General features: G+C 65.0%; 17 protein-coding genes. 14 read left to right on the top strand and 3 right to left on the bottom strand.

Annotated features, from left to right (window positions below):
* Positions 1–14: 14 nt before the first annotated feature.
* The 9 genes from AC6LKD_RS27180 (at position 15) to AC6LKD_RS27140 (ending at position 9,522) form a co-directional block, all read left to right on the top strand.
* Entirely contained in the window at positions 15–1,217 is a 1,203-nt protein-coding gene (locus AC6LKD_RS27180; RefSeq protein ID WP_498117973.1) for an ABC transporter substrate-binding protein, read from the top strand.
* 78 nt (positions 1,218–1,295) lie between these two features.
* Positions 1,296–2,210, top strand: coding sequence for a branched-chain amino acid ABC transporter permease (locus tag AC6LKD_RS27175; protein WP_080551115.1), 915 nt, complete (start codon positions 1,296–1,298; stop codon positions 2,208–2,210).
* Positions 2,207–3,973 (top strand): branched-chain amino acid ABC transporter ATP-binding protein/permease, encoded by a 1,767-nt coding sequence (locus tag AC6LKD_RS27170; protein WP_013396576.1) that lies wholly within the window; start codon positions 2,207–2,209, stop codon positions 3,971–3,973. The genes AC6LKD_RS27175 and AC6LKD_RS27170 overlap by 4 nt, the downstream gene beginning before the upstream one ends.
* 9 nt (positions 3,974–3,982) lie before the next feature.
* A complete protein-coding gene (locus AC6LKD_RS27165) occupies positions 3,983–4,705 on the top strand; it encodes an ABC transporter ATP-binding protein (RefSeq protein ID WP_492274053.1) in 723 nt (240 codons plus the stop codon).
* 10 nt (positions 4,706–4,715) lie between these two features.
* Positions 4,716–5,906 (top strand): CaiB/BaiF CoA transferase family protein, encoded by a 1,191-nt coding sequence (locus AC6LKD_RS27160; protein WP_498117972.1) that lies wholly within the window; start codon positions 4,716–4,718, stop codon positions 5,904–5,906.
* Between the two features lie 11 nt (positions 5,907–5,917).
* The gene (locus AC6LKD_RS27155; RefSeq protein ID WP_013396573.1) at positions 5,918–6,871 is read left to right on the top strand and encodes a hydroxymethylglutaryl-CoA lyase; all 954 of its coding nucleotides are present in this window, start codon (positions 5,918–5,920) and stop codon (positions 6,869–6,871) included.
* Between the two features lie 83 nt (positions 6,872–6,954).
* A complete protein-coding gene (gene otnI, locus AC6LKD_RS27150) occupies positions 6,955–7,740 on the top strand; it encodes a 2-oxo-tetronate isomerase (RefSeq protein ID WP_498117971.1) in 786 nt (261 codons plus the stop codon).
* Between the two features lie 113 nt (positions 7,741–7,853).
* Positions 7,854–8,834: a Bug family tripartite tricarboxylate transporter substrate binding protein gene (locus AC6LKD_RS27145; protein WP_498117970.1), complete on the top strand. Its 981-nt coding sequence runs from the start codon at positions 7,854–7,856 to the stop codon at positions 8,832–8,834.
* A 112-nt stretch (positions 8,835–8,946) separates the two neighbouring features.
* Positions 8,947–9,522 carry a hypothetical protein gene (locus AC6LKD_RS27140; protein WP_498117969.1) on the top strand — a complete coding sequence of 192 codons (576 nt, stop codon included), beginning with the start codon at positions 8,947–8,949 and terminating at the stop codon, positions 9,520–9,522.
* Positions 9,523–9,559: 37 nt separating this feature from the next.
* On the opposite strand, the gene AC6LKD_RS27135 is transcribed toward AC6LKD_RS27140, so the two are convergent.
* A complete protein-coding gene (locus tag AC6LKD_RS27135) occupies positions 9,560–10,465 on the bottom strand; it encodes an EamA family transporter (RefSeq protein WP_498117968.1) in 906 nt (301 codons plus the stop codon).
* Between the two features lie 43 nt (positions 10,466–10,508).
* The gene (locus AC6LKD_RS27130; protein ID WP_498117966.1) at positions 10,509–11,153 is read right to left on the bottom strand and encodes a LysE family translocator; all 645 of its coding nucleotides are present in this window, start codon (positions 11,151–11,153) and stop codon (positions 10,509–10,511) included.
* Positions 11,154–11,346: 193 nt separating this feature from the next.
* Here AC6LKD_RS27130 and AC6LKD_RS27125 point away from each other — a divergent pair, with 193 nt between their 5' ends.
* From AC6LKD_RS27125 to AC6LKD_RS27105, 5 genes are all read left to right on the top strand, one after another.
* Complete coding sequence (locus AC6LKD_RS27125) at positions 11,347–11,808, top strand: Lrp/AsnC family transcriptional regulator (protein ID WP_013396567.1); 462 nt, start codon at positions 11,347–11,349, stop codon at positions 11,806–11,808.
* A 115-nt stretch (positions 11,809–11,923) separates the two neighbouring features.
* Positions 11,924–12,451: a DUF4142 domain-containing protein gene (locus AC6LKD_RS27120; protein ID WP_492274057.1), complete on the top strand. Its 528-nt coding sequence runs from the start codon at positions 11,924–11,926 to the stop codon at positions 12,449–12,451.
* The gene (locus tag AC6LKD_RS27115) at positions 12,444–12,812 is read left to right on the top strand and encodes a cupredoxin domain-containing protein (RefSeq protein ID WP_492274058.1); all 369 of its coding nucleotides are present in this window, start codon (positions 12,444–12,446) and stop codon (positions 12,810–12,812) included. The genes AC6LKD_RS27120 and AC6LKD_RS27115 overlap by 8 nt, the downstream gene beginning before the upstream one ends.
* 21 nt (positions 12,813–12,833) lie before the next feature.
* Positions 12,834–13,526 (top strand): RNA polymerase sigma factor, encoded by a 693-nt coding sequence (locus AC6LKD_RS27110; RefSeq protein WP_492274059.1) that lies wholly within the window; start codon positions 12,834–12,836, stop codon positions 13,524–13,526.
* Positions 13,527–13,845: 319 nt separating this feature from the next.
* Complete coding sequence (locus AC6LKD_RS27105) at positions 13,846–14,775, top strand: Abi family protein (protein WP_492274060.1); 930 nt, start codon at positions 13,846–13,848, stop codon at positions 14,773–14,775.
* Positions 14,776–14,784: 9 nt separating this feature from the next.
* On the opposite strand, the gene AC6LKD_RS27100 is transcribed toward AC6LKD_RS27105, so the two are convergent.
* Positions 14,785–17,169: a copper-transporting P-type ATPase gene (locus AC6LKD_RS27100; protein ID WP_498117965.1), complete on the bottom strand. Its 2,385-nt coding sequence runs from the start codon at positions 17,167–17,169 to the stop codon at positions 14,785–14,787.
* Positions 17,170–17,266: the final 97 nt, after the last annotated feature.

Genomic DNA, 17,266 nt, shown 5'->3' with positions numbered 1-17,266 from the left:
CAGAAGGAGACAAGATGTACTTCAAGCATTTTCCCAAGACGATGAAGTCCCTGCTGATGGCGGCGGCGCTTGTGGGCGCCAGCGGCACCGCGCTGGCCGACGACATCAAGATCGGCTTCAACAGCGACATGTCGGCCACCGGTTCGGCGGACTTCGGCATTTCCGCGCTGGCTGGCGCGCGTCAGGCGGCCGATGAGTTGAACGCGGCCGGCGGCGTGCTGGGCAAGAAGGTCGTCATCGTCGAACGCGACGATGTGGGCGCGCCTCCCAAGGCCATCCAGAACACCAACGAGCTGGTCGACAACGTCAAGGTCAACGCCATGCTGGGCGGCGTCAACTCCGGCAACATGCTGGCCTGGCTGCACCTGGTGCAGCAGAAGAAGATCCCGACGATCTCGCCGGTGGCCACTGCCACCGACATCACCGGCCGCTACGCGAAGTCGCCGCCGAACTACGTGTTCCGCGTCTCCATGCGCGACCGCGACCAGATTGCGCTGCTGGCGGCCTATGCCGCGCGCGCCAGCAAGAACGGCAAGGTCGCCATCATTGCCGACACCACCGGCTACGGCCAGCAAGGCGCCAAGGATGCGGTCGAGATCCTGGCCCTGCACAAGATCACGCCCGTGGCCAACGAGAAGTTCGGTCCCAAGGACACGGACATGTCGTCGCAGCTGAACAAGATCAAGAGTTCGGGCGCCGACACGCTGATCGTCTACGCGCTGGCGGACTCCAATGCGCACGTCATGCGCAGCCTGGAAAAGATCAGCTACTTCCCGACCACGCTGGCCTCCTGGGCCAACCTGAGCTCGCCGTTCCTGCGTATTGCCGGCCCGGAGCTGGCCAGCAAGATGATCTTCACGGCGTCGATCACCGAGGACTCCTCGCCCCAGTCCAAGGCGTTGTACGACACGCTGATGAAGCGCGATGGCCGCGTGCCGACCTACGTCATGGCCGCGCAGGCGTATGACTCGGTCAAGCTCATCGCCGCCGCGATGGAACAAGCCAAGTCGACCGAAGGCGAGGCCGTGCAGGCCGCGCTGCAGAACCTGGCTCAGGCCAAGGGTGTCATCAAGACCTACGAGAAGCCGTTCACCGCGGAGAACCACGAAGCGCTGTCGGTGAAGGATTTCCGCCTGGTGCGCTGGATCGACGGCAAGGTGGTCACGGTCGACGATGAGTACACCCGCGCGATCAAGCCGGAAGACCTGAAGCTGTAAGGCGCCGCGGTAACGAGAAAGATCTCTCCCCGGCGCGGCAGTACGCGCCGGGGAGTCGTCAATAGGGGGGCATCCAGCATGCAAATACTACAAGCCATCTTGAGCGGGCTGGCCATGGGCAGCGTCTACGCCCTGGTCGCGTTCGGGTTCAGCATCACGTACACCACGACCAAGACCTTCAACTTCGGACAGGGCGCATTCCTGGCGTTGGCGGGACTGATCGGCATCAGCGCCATCCTGCTGGTCAGCCAGGGCAAGCTGATCGGGTTTCCGAATCCGGAGGACGTGACCTGGGGCACGTTCCTGTTCGCCCTGCTGGCCGCCATGCTGGTACTGAGCCTGCTGGGCTACGTGCTCTACATCACCGCCATCCGCCACTTCGTGGGCGAGGCGGGCCTGTCCTGGGTGATGAGCACCATAGGCTTCGGCATCATCATCCAGAACCTGGCGCTGCTGGTCTGGGGCCCGGCGCCCATCGCGGTGGCTTCGCCATTGGGCGAGGGCATCATTACGGTCCTGGGTACCGGCGTGCGGCCGCAGGAAATCCTGGTGTTCGGCACCACGCTGGTGCTGATGATCGTGTTTGACTGGGCTTTGCACAAGACCAAGATGGGCAAGGCGGTGCGCGCGGTGGCGTTCAGCAAGACCGCCGCCAGCCTGATGGGCATCAATGCCAACGCGGTGGCGATCGCCGTGTTCGCGATCAGTTCGGCGCTGGCCGCGATCGCGGGCGTGATGGTTGCGCCGATCGCGACCGCCTCGGTGTTCGTGGGCACGCTGTTGTCGCTCAAGGCCTTTTCGGCCGCGATCCTGGGCGGGTTGGAGAATCCGCGGGGCTGCATTTTCGGCGGCTTCCTGATCGGGCTGCTGGAATCGCTGATCGGTCTCTGGTATTCGAACCTGCGCGAGATCGCGGTGTTCGCGTTGATCATCGTGGTGCTGTATTTCCGCCCGGCCGGAATTCTGGGCCGCGTGCATGCGGAGAAAGTATGAAGCTCTCCAAAATTCTCATTCCCCTGGTCATCGCGGCGCTTGCCATCGGCTACGCCTATTCGGGCTTGAATGACTTCTATCTGCTGATCCTGTTCAACATCGGGGTCTATTACATCGCTGCCACGGGCTTCAATATTCTGGTCGGCCAGACCGGCCAGAAGTCGCTGGGCCACGCCGGCCTGTTCGGCGTGGGCGCCTACACAGTGGCGCTCCTGACGGTGAACTACCAGGTCGATCCCTGGCTCGCGCTGGCCTGCGCCGCGGTCGTGTCCGCGGTGTTCGGCGTGGTGATTGCGATTCCGGCGCTGAAGGTCAAGGGGCCAAGCCTGGCGATGGTGACCATCGCCTTCGGCCTGTTGATCGAAAAGATCGTGTCGGAATGGACCGACGTATTCAAGGGCCAGGAAGGCTTCTATGGCATTACCGGCCTGACCTTCGGCGGCGCCACGCTGGACAGCCGCCAGTGGGTGGTGGTGGTCGTGGTGTTGGGCCTGGCGCTGCACGCCATGACATCGCTGTTGTTGAACGGCCGTTTCGGCCGCGGCTTTGCCGCAGTGCGCACGTCAGAGATTGCGGCCGAGAGCGTGGGCATCAGCGTCTACCGCTTCAAGATCCTGGCCTTCGCCATCAGCGCCATCACCTGCGGCATCGCGGGCGGCCTGGTGGCGCAGCAGAACCAGTACATCAACTCGGATTTCGTCAACTTCAACCTGTCGGTGTTCTTCCTGGTGCTGGTGCTGTTCGGCGGCCGCACGCCGGCAGGCTCGTTCCTGGGTGCAGTGGTGCTGACGGTGATAGACGCCATGCTGGCGCGCTGGCCGGAAGTGCAGCATTTCGCCTACGGCCTGATCCTGCTGTTCGCGCTGTACGCCATGCCGGAAGGACTGGCGGGCCTGTTGGCCAAGGTGCTGCCCAAGCGCGGCCAACGCGAGGCGCTGGCCGCCGACGCAGGCGCTGCCGACTGGACGCCGGCTCCACCGGCCAATCGCGGCGGCGCGGCGTCCGGCTTCCTGGAAGTGAAGGATCTGTACAAGGCCTTCGGCGGCGTGGTGCCGACCAACAAGGTGTCGTTCACGCTGCAACAGGGTTCCGTGGTGTCGCTGATCGGCCCTAATGGCGCCGGGAAGACCACCACCCTGAACCTGTTGTCGGGCCTGGTGGTGCCGGATGCCGGCAGCATCCGCTTCAAGAACCGGCAGATGGTGGGCTTGTCGCCCAACGAGATCGCTGCCTCGGGTATCGGCCGTACGTTCCAGAACCTGAAGCTGTTCGACGGGCTGAGCGCTCTGGAGAACGTGATGGTGGGCTTCTACCGGGTGCAGAAGTCGAGCTTCTTCTCCAATCTGCTGGGTCTGCCGGGCAGCCTGGCCGAAGAGCGGCGCATCCGCCGCCAGGCCTACGCCATCCTCAAGTTCTTCGAACTGGACCGCTACGCGGACGATGCCGCCAACAGCCTGCCCTATGGTCTGCAGCGCCGCCTGGAAATCGCCCGTGCGGTGGCGGCCATGCCGGACCTGCTGCTGTTGGACGAGCCCGCCGCCGGCCTGAACCCCGCGGAAACCGACCAGCTCACGGACCTGATTGTGAAGCTGAAGAACATGGGCCTGACCATTCTGCTGATCGAGCACCACATGGACCTGGTCATGGCCATTTCCGATCATATCGTCGTGCTGGACTACGGCGTGAAGATCGCCTCCGGCCTGCCGAACCACATCCAGGAGAATCCGAAGGTCATCGAAGCCTACCTGGGCGCGCCGGCATAGGAGACAGCAATGAGCCGTTTACTGGACATCAAGAATCTGGCGGTCAGCTATGGCGCCGTCAATGCCCTGAAGCAGGTGTCGCTGCACGTGGACACGAATGAGATCGTGACCATCATCGGCGGCAACGGCGCGGGCAAGAGCACCATGATGCGCGCGCTGTCGGGCATCGAAAAATCTACCGGCGACATTACTTTCGCCGGTCAGGACCTGGGCGGAATCAGCGCGCACAAGCGCGTGGGGCTGGGCATCGCGCACGTGCCGGAAGGACGCCAGGTGTTCCCCGACCAGACGGTCCACGACAACCTGATGCTGGGCGCGTTCCTGCGCAAGGAATCGCCCGCCGAGCTGGCCGCGGAGATCGAACACTGCTATGCGATGTTCCCGCGTCTGAAAGAGCGCCGCGCGCAGTACGCAGGAACCCTGTCGGGCGGGGAACAGCAGATGCTGGCCATCTGCCGCGCCCTGATGAGCAAGCCGCGCATCCTGATGCTGGACGAACCGTCGCTGGGGCTGGCGCCGCTGATCGTGGCCGAGATCTTCAAGATCATCAAGTCGCTGAAGGAGCGCGGCATGACGATTTTGCTGGTTGAGCAGATGGCCAATCAGGCGCTGGCGATCTCCGACCGCGCATATGTCCTGGAAGTGGGCTCCATCGTGATGGAGGGCACGGGCCAGGAGTTGTTGGCCAGTGAGCGCGTGCGCGAGGCCTATCTGGGAAAACACAAGAGCTGACGAGGCAATCATGTCATCCAAACCATTGAGCGGCATCCGAGTGCTGGAGTTGGGCCAACTGATCGCCGGACCGTTCGCCGCCAAGATGCTGGGCGAATTCGGCGCCGAGGTCATCAAGATCGAACCGCCCGGCAAGGGCGATCCGCTGCGCAACTGGCGCCTGATCCATGACGGCACCTCCGTCTGGTGGCAGGTGCAGTCGCGCAACAAGAAGTCGGTCAGCCTGGACCTGCGCAAGCCCGAGGCGCAAGACCTGATACGGACCCTGGTCAAGGACATTGACGTGGTGGTCGAGAACTTCAAGCCCGGCACCATGGAAGGCTGGGGGCTGGGCTGGGAAGAACTGCGTGCCATCAATCCACGTCTGGTGATGCTGCGCGTGTCGGGCTACGGCCAGACAGGTCCCTACCGCGACTTGCCGGGCTTTGGCGCCATCGGCGAAGCCATGGGCGGCCTGCGGCACCTGAGCGGCGAGCCGGACCGCACCCCGGTGCGCGTGGGCGTGTCGATCGGCGATTCGCTGTCGGCGCTGCACGGCGTCATCGGCATCCTGCTGGCGCTGCGTGCGCGCGACCAGAACGGCACGGGCCAGATGATCGATGTGGCGTTGTACGAGTCGGTCTTCAACATGATGGAAAGCCTGCTGCCCGAATACTCGGTGTTCGGCGAGATCCGCCAGCCAGCGGGCAGCAGCCTGCCGGGCATCGCGCCCAGCAACGCCTACCGTTGCCAGGACAACAAGTACGTGTTGATCGCCGGCAATGGCGACAGCATCTTCAAGCGCCTGATGGGCGTGATCGGCCGGCCCGACCTGGCCGAGGCGTCGGAACTGGCGAACAACGCCGGGCGCGTGAAGCACGTGGTCATGCTGGACGACGCGATTTCGCAATGGACCGGCCAGCATCCGCTGGACCTGGTGCTGGAGCGCCTGAACGACGGGCAGATTCCCGCCGGCAAGATCTATGACGTGGCCGACATCGCGGCCGACCCGCACTACCGGGCACGCGGCATGATCCTGGACGGCGCGCTCCCGGACGGCACGCCGGTGCAGGTGCCGGGCATCGTGCCCAAGCTGTCGGAAACCCCCGGCGAGGTGCGCAGTCCGGCGCCCGCCTTGGGCCAGGACACCGACGAAGTGCTGGCCGGCCTGGGCATAGTCGAGGCGCAGCGCCAGGACTGGCGCGAGCGCGGCATCATCTGAGGAGTGCGGCCATGAATGTGAACAACCCCGGAACCAACGCCAGCCGCCCGCGGCTGTACATCCAGGAGGTCGCGCCGCGCGACGGCTTCCAGAACGAAAAGCAGTTCATTGAAACGCAGGACAAGATCGCCTTCATCAACCGGCTGTCGGCCAGCGGCTTCGCCAAGATCGAGGCGACGTCCTTCACCTCGCCCAAGGCGATTCCGGCCCTGCGCGACGCAGAGATCGTGATGCACGAGATCGAGCGCAATCCGGACGTCGTCTACACGGTGCTGGTGCCCAATGTGCGCGGTGCGCAGCGGGCGCTGGAGTGTCAGGTGGATGAGGTTAACCTGGTGATGTCCGTCAGCGAGACCCACAACCGCGCCAATCTGCGCATGACGCGGGAGCAGTCGTTCGAACAGTTGAGCGACGTGGTCAACGCGGTGCGCGGCAGCCGCGTCGCCATCAACGTGTCGCTGTCCACCGTGTTCGGCTGCCCGATGGAAGGCGACATCAATGCCTTCGACGTCTTCGAATTGGTGGGGCGCTTCGCGGCGCTGGGGGTGGACGGCGTGACGCTGTGCGACACCACCGGCATGGCTTATCCCACGCAGGTCGGCAAGATCGGCCGCGAGGTCCGCAAGCTGTTTCCCGGGCTGACCGCCACCATGCATTTCCACAATACGCGCGGCATGGCGCTGGCCAATACCCTGACGGCCATCGAGGCGGGCATCGACCGCTTCGACGCCTCGTTGGGCGGTCTGGGTGGCTGCCCGTACGCGCCGGGCGCCAGCGGCAATGTCTGCACGGAAGAACTGGTGCACATGCTGGAACTGATGGGCTACGACACTGGCGTGGACCTGGACGCCATACTCGGCGCATCGGCGACCTTGCCCGCGCTGGTGGGGCACGATGTCCCGAGCCAGTTGCTCAAGGCTGGCCCGCGCCTGACTTTGCATCCGGCGCCCGACTTCGGCGTCTGATCGGGTGCGCGCCGCGGCAGCGGCGATGGCGGGGCGGGCGCATGTGCTAATTTCCAGCCATGCCGCCCGGTCCGGAGCCCGCCATGTTGAAGTTCGCCGCCAATCTTTCGATGATGTACACGGAACACGCGTTCCTGGACCGCTATGCGGCCGCCGCGGCGGACGGATACGCCGGCGTGGAATGCATGTTTCCCTACGAGGCCCCGGCCGCCTTCGTGCGCGAGCGCATGGATGCGGCCGGCGTGACGCAGGTGCTCTTCAATGCGCCGCCCGGCGTGGCCGCTCGCGGCGATCGCGGCCTGGCCGCGCAGCCGGGGCGGCAGGCGGAATTTCGGGCGGGGATTGAACAGGCGCTGTCCTACGCCACGGCGTTGGCCTGCCCGAACCTCCATGTGATGGCGGGCTTGGTTGCGCCTGACACCTCGCGCGAGGCCATGCTGGACTGCTATCGCGAGAACCTGGACTGGGCTGCGCGCCAGGCGCGCTCGGCCGGCGTTACCGTGCTGATCGAACCCATCAACACCCGCGACATACCCGGCTACTTCCTGAACCGCCAGGATGAGGCGCATGCCGTGGTGCAGGCGGTCAATGCGTCCAATCTGAAAGTGCAGATGGATCTCTACCACTGCCAGATCGTCGAAGGCGACGTCACCATGAAGCTGCGCGAATACCTGCCAACGGGGCGGGTCGGCCATCTGCAGATCGCCGGCGTGCCGCTGCGCCAGGAACCCGACCGGGGCGAACTGGATTACGGCTGGGTCTTCAGCGTGCTGCGCGAACTGCAGTACAGCGGCTGGATCGGCTGCGAATACCGTCCGGCCGCCGGCACTTCGGCCGGCTTGCGCTGGCTGGCTGCGGCCCGTACCTGAGTCTTGCGTGCCTGGCGAAACTCCGGGTTTTTCCGGTGATGTGCGCCGACGTTCCGGGTCCGATAATTAATCATTAATATGTTAAATAAATAGGCAGGCGAGGAGAGCGCGACATGTTCAAAGGCATTTTGCAGGGCGCCTTGCTGGCGACGGCGCTGGTCGGGGTGGCGGTCGCTCCGGGCATGGCTGCGGCGGCGGAGTTTCCTGATCATCCGATCCGCTGGCTGGTGCCGTTCAGCGCAGGCGGCGGCAGCGATATCGCCACTCGCGTCGTCGCCAAGCATGTGGGCGACGCGTTGGGGCAGCCGGTGGTGGTGGAAAACCGTCCGGGCGCCGCCACCATCGTCGCCGCGCAGGAGACCGCGCGCGCCGCGCCCGATGGCTACACCTTGCTGACGGCCGGGATGAGCACGCTGGCGCTGAATCCCTGGCTGTACCAGAAGCTGCCTTACGATCCGGCGAAGGATCTGACGCCCGTCTCCACGCTGGTGGCGCTGCCCATCGTGCTGGTGGTGTCGCCCGATTCCTCGATGCACACGCTGGCGGACGTGACGGCGTACCTCAAGCGCGACACGCCGGGCAGCTATGCGTCCCTGGGCGTGGGCAGCCCGCATCACCTGGCCATGGAACTGTTCCTGGATACCATCCAGGGCCGGGCCACGGCCATACCCTACAAGGGCACGCCGCCCGCCTTGCAGGATGTGGCGTCTGGCGTGGTGCCGATGATGATGGCTGATCTGGCCGCCGCGCGTCCGCTGATCCAGGCAGGCAAGCTGCGTGCCATCGCGGTGCCGGCCGCGCAGCGTTCCGGGCAATTGCCGCAGGTGCCGACCTTCGCCGAGGCGGGCGGCCCGGCGTTCGAGGCCGCCGCCTGGCAGGGCGTGGTCGCGCCCGCCGGCACGCCGGCTCCCGTGGTCGAGAAACTCAGCCAGGCCATCGCCCAGGCCTTGCGCTCGCCGGCAGTGGCCGAGCAACTGAAACTGCAAGGCATGGAGCCCACCGGCAGCACGCCGCAAGCCTTCGCGGACTATGCGCGCAAGGAATACGAGCGCTGGGGCGCGGTGATCCGGAGCAAGAACATTTCGGCCAATTGAAGGCGGGTGGTAACAGCCGCGGCAAGGTGTAACCGGCAAGTTCGCGGAGGCGACGCGGGCGTACGATAAAGGCACGTACATCCTGTCCGGCAGCCCGGGCAAGGAGCACATCATGTCTCTGATCGTAGCAGCCCGATTCGAGGGCTTCGAAGCGGCGCACGCCGCGGCCGAGCGCCTGTCCGCCAATGGTTTTCCTGGCTGGGACATCAACACCTTCTACGTCAATCCGGCCGGCGAACATGGCCGCTACCCCTTGGGCGGCGACCGCCGCTCCGATCCGGACTCGGGGCGCGCCGATATCGGCGCCTTCCTGGGCGCAGGTGGCGTGGGTGCCGGTTTCGCGGTGTTTGGCGGGTTCGTGATGTCGGAAATAAGCGACTCCACGCCGCTGATTCTGGCCGCCGCAGGGGTGGGCGCCTATCTCGGATCGCTCTTCGGCGCGCTCTGGGTCACGGGCCACGGCAGCACCCTGCACGGCCACTTCAATCCCGATTCCCATGCCGAGATCCGGCAGGCCGGCGTGATGGTTGCCGTGCGCACGCGCCCGCAACGCGAAATGCTCGCATGCCGCATCCTGCGCGATGCCGGCGGCGCCGACGTGGAACACGCCAACGGCCGCTGGCGCAATAACCACTGGGAAGACTTCGACCCGCTGGCGCCGCCCCAGCGCGAGGTGGGATTCGGCTGAAACGCGCGCGGGCCGTGGCGGCGGCGTCCGTCCGCGCTCAGTCCGGCGCGGGCGTGGGGGCGGTATTTTGCCGGCGGGCGGTGGCCGCGCAGCCGGCGGAAGCCACGATGATGCCGCAGATGGCCAGCCATTGCGTCTGTGACAACTGCTCATTCAGCACGATCACGCCGGCCAGCGCGCCCATGGCGGGCTCCATGCTGAGCAGCACGCCGAAGGTTTTCTGCGGCAGGCGCCGCAGCGCCACCATTTCCAGCGAATAGGGCAGGGCGCTGGACAGTATGCCTACCGCGATGCCGGCCAGGATCAGGGTCGGATCCAGCAATGCCGCGCCGGCGTGCGCCGCGCCTATGGGCAGCGCCACCAGCGTTGCCGCGGTCAGCCCGAGCGAGGTGGCCTGCCCGCCATGCACATTGCCCGCCATCTTGCCGAAGATGATGTAGAGCGCCCAGCACACCGCCGCGCCCAGCGCAAAGGCGATCCCAACGGGGTCCAGGTCATGCACCGATTGTCCCGTGGGAATCAGCAGCACCAGGCCGGCGATGGCGCAGCCGATCCAGACGAAGTCGATGGCGCGCCGCGACAGCGCCACTGCCAGCGTCAGCGGTCCGATGAATTCGATGGCGATGGCCACGCCTAGCGGCAGGGTGCGCAAGGCCATGTAGAACAGCAGGTTCATGCAGGCCAGCGTCACCCCGTACAGCGCGATCTTGGCCGCCGCCCGGCGGGTCAGCGGAAAGCGCCACGGACGCCAGATCGCCACCAGGATCAGCGCACCGATGGCGATGCGGTAGGCGGTCGTGCCCTGGGCGCCCACCATCGGGAAGAGCGACTTGGCGAACGAGGTGCCGACGCATAGCGAGGCCATCGCGCCGATCAACGACAGGATGGGGAGCAGGGTGGAGGACGAGGCGTTGCGTCCGGTGTTCAGGGTTGCGGCGGTCATGGCAATGGCGGAAAGACAGGATACGTACGGGACGGCGGGCGGTTCAGGGCGCCAGGTGTTCGGCGGTGGAATAAAGCACGTAGAGCGCCAGGCCCAGCATGACGGCGCCGAGCAGGCCCTGCTGCATCCGCAGGAACCAGGGATTGCGCCCTACCCAGCCGCGGATGCGCGAGGCGCCATAGGCGAAGCAGCTGCCGTAGGGCAGGCTCAGCACCTTCATCGTCACGCCCAGCACCAGCATCTGGATCCACACCGGCCCGTTGTCCGGCGTGGTGAACTGCGGCAGGAAGGCGATCATGAACAGCAGCACCTTGGGGTTCAGCAGGTTCGTCGTGAAGCCCTGCCAGAACGCGTCGCGCGCGTCTCCGGGGCGGGCTGCCAGCGACACGTCGGCCGAACGCGCGCAGCGGACGATGGCCTTGATGCCCAGGTAGCCCAGGTACACGCCGCCCGCGGCCTTGATGCCCATGAACAACGACGGGAACGCCTGCAGCACCGAAGCCAGGCCCAGCACCACTGCCGGCACCTGGATGAAGCCGGCGGCGACGTTGCCCAGGACACTGTGGAAGGCGGGCCGGAAGCCCTGCGTCATGCCCCGGGACAAGGTCAGCGCCATGTCGGGGCCGGGCGTGAGTTTGAGCGCCGCGTCGGCGGCGAGGAACAGCAGGAAAAGCTGGAGTGACGGCATGATACGGGGGGGCGGACGTACCCGCGGCGCGGGCAGAGGGCTCCCAGTGTAAGCAAGCCGGCTGAATAATTCCTGCATCGCGGGGTGCGGAAATGAAGTTTCCCGTCAAAATGGGGCCGGATTCAGGCGCCGCCGGGCTTAGAATCTATCGGCGGGCCTCTTCCGGTCCGCTTCCAGCCGTTCCGAGACCCTGATGGAACTAGACGATTTCGACCTCCAGATCCTGCAAAGCATGCAGGAAGACAACCAGCGCACCAGCCAGGAAGTCGCGCAGCGCGTGAACCTGTCGCCGGTGTCCTGTCTGCGCCGCATGAAGCGGCTGCGCGAGTCCAAGGTGGTGTTGGGCGACGTTTCCGTGGTCGACCCTGCTGCCGTGGGCCGGGGCATCATGATGGTCGTACTGGTGACGCTGGAGAGCGAACGCGCCGACAAGCTCGACCAGTTCAAGCGCGCCATGCAGTCCGCGCCGGAAATCATGCAGTGCCTGTCGGTGACGGGCGAGGTGGACTTCGTCCTGACCATCACCATGCGCGACATGGCCGAATACGAAACCTTCGCCCAGCGCAATTTTTGGGGCAATCCCAACGTCAAGCGCTTTTCCACGCTGGTGGTGCTGAACCGCGCCAAGTACGGCATGGCGGTGCCGGTGGGCTGAACCCTTCGTTGTCCCGCGCCGGAACGCGGCGCGTTTTCGCGACATCCAACCCCATAAGCAGGCAAGATTCCTGGCTATTCCGGCCGCGCCTGCATCCATGGCTTCGGGGGATGAGATGAAAGCGATTCAAGCAAGATGGTTCTATGCGCTGGCCTTGGTGAGCTGCGGGGTATTTGCCCACGGCAACGGGCCGACGGATCCGCAGATAGCGGCCATCGTGGTGGTGGCCAACCAGGTCGACATCGACGCCGGCAAGCTGGCGCAGGACAAGACCGGCAACAAGGAGGTCCGCGACTTCGCCACGCTGATGGTGACCGATCATTCCGCGGTCAACAAGTCGGCTGGCGAGCTGGTGCAGAAGCTCAAGGTCAAGCCCGAACCGAACGCGACCAGCGACAGCCTGCAGCAGGGCGGGGACAAGAACCTCGCCGCGCTCAAGGGCATGAGCGGCGCTGCGTTCGACAAGGCATATGTGGACCATGAAGTGGCCTATCACGAGGCTGTGATCCAGGCGCTGGACACGACCCTTATTCCCGGCGCGCACAACGCGGATTTGAAGGCCCTGCTGGTCAAGGTGCGGCCGGCCTTCATTGCGCACCTGGAACATGCCAAATCACTGCAAAAGAGGCTTAACGGTGGCTGATACCCGCTTACTTTCCGCGCACGGGCGCGCCGGTCTGGCCGCGTTATGCGCCAGCCTGGCGTTGGCGGGCGGGGGCGCGGCCGCCCAGCAACGCCCCACTGGCACCCAACTGGCCGAACATGTCGTGACCATAGAAGGAATGCAGTTCAGGCCCGCCACGCTGACCGTCAAGCGGGGCGACAAGGTGACATGGATCAACAAGGACCTGGTCCCGCACACCGCCACTGCGGTTTCCAAGGCGTTCGATTCAGGAGTGATCGCCGCCGGCGCATCCTGGACCTACACTGTGAAAGAGGCAGGCAGCAACGCCTATGCCTGCCTGTTTCATCCGACGATGCAGGGCACCTTGATTGCGCAATGACGCACGGCGGAGGTCAGACTCATGACTGCACTTGCGGCGCTGGCGGCAACGCCGGCCGAGGATGAAGATCTGGCGCTCGCGCATCGCATCGCGGCGGGCGAGCAGACCGCATTCGAATTGATGATGCGGCGGCACAACCGGCGGCTCTACCGCCTGGCGCGCGCCACCCTGCGCAACGACGCCGATGCCGAGGACGCCTTGCAGGAAACCTACCTGGCGGCCTATCGGCACATGGCGGCGTTCCGCGGCGAATCGACGCTGTTCACCTGGCTGTCGCGGCTCCTGCTCAACGAATGCTATGGCCGGCTGCGCAAGCACAGCCGCCGCGAGGCGCTGTTCCCCATCGCCGACGACATAGAGAAAGAGGTTGATGCGATGACCATCAACGACTTCAATCCCCCCTACCACGCCGCCGCTCGCGCCGAACTCAGAGGTTTGCTGGAAGCGCGGCTGGACGCCTTGCCGGTCTCGTTCCGCACCGTGTTCGTGTTGCGCTCGGTCGAGGAACTTTCGGTCGAGGAAACGGCGCATTGCCTGGGCATTCCCGAAGCCACCGTCCGCAGCCGCCACTTCCGCGCCAATGCCTTGCTGCGCGAGTCGCTGGCGCGGGATGTGGGAGTGGTGGAAAAGAGCTTGTTTGAGTTCGATGGGGATGATTGCGACAGGGTGGTGGAGAGGACGCTGGCGCGGTTGGGTGAGAGCTCCAAAAACTAGGTAAATGTTGATATGTACCCACCTGTCGGAACAAAGCGTCTGAGCGGAGGCATCTTATAGGCTGAAAACGTCCCATACGCTGTTGTGTGCATTGTCGATGCGGCGCCAGAATTGCTGGAATCGCGCAACGGTCAGGGAAGCGTATGCAACTGGGGAAGCAAAGGCCTGTGTATCGGTCTTATATCGGAAGAGGAAGCGTTGCCATTGGCGGGCCTCTGGGTATACTGCGCTTAACAACACCCGCCACACTTCAGGCCCGTGCGCGAACGCAGGCACAGTGCTCCCAGGGCGGGTTTCTCATTTCTGCGGGAAATTTGTCGTGAAGTACGCCAAACTCCCGCTGTCTAACGCTGACCTGCTTGCCCGCTGGCGAGGAAAAGGCCTGACGGTTTCTAACGTTGGGGATGCCGAGCGTGCGTTGAGCTTTGTCGGCTATTTTCGTCTGCGAGGTTATGCGCTGTCTCTCATGACGCCCACGCCAGCTGGACGCATGTTTCTGCCTGGGGTGAGTTTCGAAGACGTTATCGTCCGCTATGAGTTTGATCGCGTCCTTCGGCGTATCACTCTTGGCCAGCTCGAACAGATCGAGGTGGCCGTGCGGACCGTCATGAGTAATCAGATGTCCATGCAGTATGGGCCGTTCTGGTATCTGAATCACCCTGCTCAGGTTTTGGGGCATGCGCCGGGGCATGGCAGTCGGCCGGAACCATTTCCACTCGGCAACTTTCTTGGAACTGTCGAGCGCGAGACGCGCCGCTCCAGGGACTTGTTCGCCCAGCATTACTTCGAGACCTACACAGAGCCCTTGCTGCCGCCCAGTTGGTTGATGGCGGAGTGTTTGTCTTTTGGCAAATGGTCGCAACTTTACAAGTATCTGCAAAAGGCAGATTGTGCGCATCCCAATCCAAAAAAGGTCGTAGCGAAAGCATTCGGCCTGACCGTTCCTCTAGTCGAGTCATGGCTGCACGCACTGACCTTGTTGCGCAATATCTGCGCTCACCATGGGCGGGTGTGGAATCGTCGCTTTGTTTTCCGGCCTGCCGTGTACAACCGGGCTGCAGCGCACTTCAACGACCCGCAAAGCTATTACTGCCTTGCGGTCGTAATGCGATTGCTTTCAAAGGTAGTTGATAGTCGTGACGAATGGCCGGTACGCTTGCTGGAGTCGTTTCGGACGCACGCGGCCATTACGCCGGCAGATTTGGGTTTTCCACAGGGCTGGAGGGATGACCCGATCTGGAATGGGTAGATCGGGCGCTTATCGCAACCTCAACGCATTGAATATCACCGAAGCCGAACTCAAACTCATCGCCAGCGCCGCGATCATCGGCGACAGTAGCCAGCCCGTGAACGGATACAGTAGGCCCGCCGCTATCGGCACGCCGATTCCGTTGTAGACAAAGGCGAACATCAAGTTCTGCCGCATGTTGCGCACGGTGTCGATCGAGATCTGGCGCGAGGCGGCGATGCCGCGCAGGTCGCCCTTGACCAGGGTCACCTGGCCGCTGTTCATGGCTACGTCGGTGCCCGTGCCCATGGCTACGCCTACGTCGGCTCGCGCCAGCGCGGGGGCGTCGTTGATGCCGTCGCCCGCCATCGCCACCACGTGGCCGTCCTTTTGCAGCTTTTCCACCAGCGCCAGCTTGTCGGCCGGCTTGACCTCGCCATGCACTTCGTCGATGCGCAGCGCGGCGCCGACGGCGCGGGCGGTGGTGAGGCCGTCGCCCGTTGCCATCACGATGCGCAGGCCGCTGTCGTGCAGGTTCTGGATCGCTTCGTGCGTGCTGGGCTTGATGGGATCGGTGACCGCCAGGATGCCGGCGAACTTGCCGTCCACGGCCAGGTGCATGATGCTGGCGCCTTCGCCGCGCAGGCGTTCGCCGTCCGCGCGCAGGGCGTCGACCTGCACGCCTTCCTGTTCCATCAGGGCGGTGTTGCCCAGCGCCAGGCGCTTGCCTTCCACCGTGCCACGCACGCCTATGCCGCTGCCGGAGTCGAAGTCCTCCGCCTTGGCAAGCGCCAGGCCCTGCGCGCGCGCCGCGCTGACGATGGCGTCGGCCAGCGGATGTTCGCTGCCTTGGTCCAGGCTGGCCGCCAGGCGCAGCACTTCGTCGGACGTGTATCCCGGCGCCGCGATCGCGGTGTCGAAGGCTGGCTTGCCTTCGGTCAGGGTGCCGGTCTTGTCCACGATCAGCGTGTCCACCTCGCGCATCTTCTCGATCGCGCCAGCGTCGCGGAACAGCACGCCCTGCGCTGCGGCGCGGCCCGTGGCCACCATGACCGACATGGGCGTAGCCAGTCCCAGCGCGCAGGGGCAGGCGATGATGAGCACGGCGACGGCGTTGATCAAGCCATACACCCAGCTGGGTTCCGGCCCGAAAAAGCCCCACACCAGCAGTGTGGAGATCGCCACCAACACCACGGCGACGACGAACTTGCCCGCCACCACGTCCGCCATGCGTTGCATGGGCGCCTTGGAACGTTGGGCGTTGGCGACCATCTGCACGATCTGCGCCAGCATGGTGGCGGAACCTACCTTCTCCGAGCGCATCACCAGGGTGCCGCTGGTGTTGAGCGTGGCGCCGATCAGCTTGTCGCCTTCGCACTTGCCGACGGGTACGGGCTCGCCGGTGAGCATGGATTCGTCCACGGCGCTGCGGCCTTCGGTGACGGTGCCGTCCGCCGGAATCTTCTCGCCGGGACGCACGCGCAGCAGGTCGCCCACATGCACGTGGTTCAGCGGCACGTCTTCCTCGCTGCCGTCGGCGTTGATGCGCCGCGCCGTCTTGGGCGCCAGCCCGAGCAGGGCCTTGATTGCGGCGGATGTCTGCGAACGCGCTTTCAGCTCCAGGATCTGCCCCAGCATGGTCAGCGAAATGATGACCACGGCGGCTTCGAAGTACACCGCCACGCGCCCCATCGATACGAAGGAGTCCGGGAACACGTCCGGCGCCAGCGTGGCGACCACGCTGTAGATGAATGCCGCGGCCGTGCCCAGGCTGATCAGCGTCCACATATTGGGGCTGCGATGCGCGAGCGACTGCCAGCCGCGCACGAAGAACGGCCAGCCGGTCCAGAACACGACCGGCAGCGACAGCGCCAACTCCAGCCAGCTCTGGGTCGCCATGTCGAACCAACCCATGCGATGGCCGAACATGGCCATCACGGCCACGATGAGGGTCAGGGGCAGCGTCCACCAGAAGCGGCGCTGGAAGTCGTTGAGTTCGCTGTTGTCCTCCTCATCCAGCGGGATAAGGGGCTCCAGCGTCATGCCGCACTTGGGGCAGTTCCCGGGGCGATCCTGGCGGATCTCGGGATGCATGGGGCAGGTGTAGATCGTGTCGGCGAGAACGTCGACGGTAGCGTCCATAGGGGCGGCTGCTGTCGGCTGGGCAGCTACGCCGCCGTGTTCGTCGCTGCCCGCGCGGTGCTTACTGTGATCGTGGTCGTGATGCTGCGGCCGGTGCGCGCCATGACCGCCATGCGCATGCGCCGACTGAGCGTGCGCCTGTTCTTCCAGCACCAGATGCATCTGGCACTTCGGGCAGCGGCCCGGATGGTTCTGGCGGATCTCCGGGTGCATGGGGCACACATAGAGCGTGCCTTCGTTCGATGCCGCGTCGCCGTGACGAGAGTGATTCATACCCATCCCTTTCGAGTGCCGGTGTGATCCTTCGTGCGCCCATTATGCCCAGGCAGGGTGCGCGCAGCGCAATTGCTGGCGGCCGGTGCCACTGCGG

The sequence above is a fragment of the Achromobacter sp. D7-1 genome, assembly GCF_059760445.1.
This window is presented reverse-complemented; position numbering and strand designations above follow the sequence as displayed.

What these genes read in the sequence shown, in the direction of transcription:
- AC6LKD_RS27180 (WP_498117973.1), top strand. Translation starts at nt 15, where the DNA reads ATGTACTTCAAGCATTTTCCCAAGACGATGAAGTCCCTGCTGATGGCG.
- AC6LKD_RS27175 (WP_080551115.1), top strand. Translation starts at nt 1,296, where the DNA reads ATGCAAATACTACAAGCCATCTTGAGCGGGCTGGCCATGGGCAGCGTC.
- AC6LKD_RS27170 (WP_013396576.1), top strand. Translation starts at nt 2,207, where the DNA reads ATGAAGCTCTCCAAAATTCTCATTCCCCTGGTCATCGCGGCGCTTGCC.
- AC6LKD_RS27165 (WP_492274053.1), top strand. Translation starts at nt 3,983, where the DNA reads ATGAGCCGTTTACTGGACATCAAGAATCTGGCGGTCAGCTATGGCGCC.
- AC6LKD_RS27160 (WP_498117972.1), top strand. Translation starts at nt 4,716, where the DNA reads ATGTCATCCAAACCATTGAGCGGCATCCGAGTGCTGGAGTTGGGCCAA.
- AC6LKD_RS27155 (WP_013396573.1), top strand. Translation starts at nt 5,918, where the DNA reads ATGAATGTGAACAACCCCGGAACCAACGCCAGCCGCCCGCGGCTGTAC.
- otnI (WP_498117971.1), top strand. Translation starts at nt 6,955, where the DNA reads ATGTTGAAGTTCGCCGCCAATCTTTCGATGATGTACACGGAACACGCG.
- AC6LKD_RS27145 (WP_498117970.1), top strand. Translation starts at nt 7,854, where the DNA reads ATGTTCAAAGGCATTTTGCAGGGCGCCTTGCTGGCGACGGCGCTGGTC.
- AC6LKD_RS27140 (WP_498117969.1), top strand. Translation starts at nt 8,947, where the DNA reads ATGTCTCTGATCGTAGCAGCCCGATTCGAGGGCTTCGAAGCGGCGCAC.
- AC6LKD_RS27135 (WP_498117968.1), bottom strand. Translation starts at nt 10,465, where the DNA reads ATGACCGCCGCAACCCTGAACACCGGACGCAACGCCTCGTCCTCCACC.
- AC6LKD_RS27130 (WP_498117966.1), bottom strand. Translation starts at nt 11,153, where the DNA reads ATGCCGTCACTCCAGCTTTTCCTGCTGTTCCTCGCCGCCGACGCGGCG.
- AC6LKD_RS27125 (WP_013396567.1), top strand. Translation starts at nt 11,347, where the DNA reads ATGGAACTAGACGATTTCGACCTCCAGATCCTGCAAAGCATGCAGGAA.
- AC6LKD_RS27120 (WP_492274057.1), top strand. Translation starts at nt 11,924, where the DNA reads ATGAAAGCGATTCAAGCAAGATGGTTCTATGCGCTGGCCTTGGTGAGC.
- AC6LKD_RS27110 (WP_492274059.1), top strand. Translation starts at nt 12,834, where the DNA reads ATGACTGCACTTGCGGCGCTGGCGGCAACGCCGGCCGAGGATGAAGAT.
- AC6LKD_RS27100 (WP_498117965.1), bottom strand. Translation starts at nt 17,169, where the DNA reads ATGAATCACTCTCGTCACGGCGACGCGGCATCGAACGAAGGCACGCTC.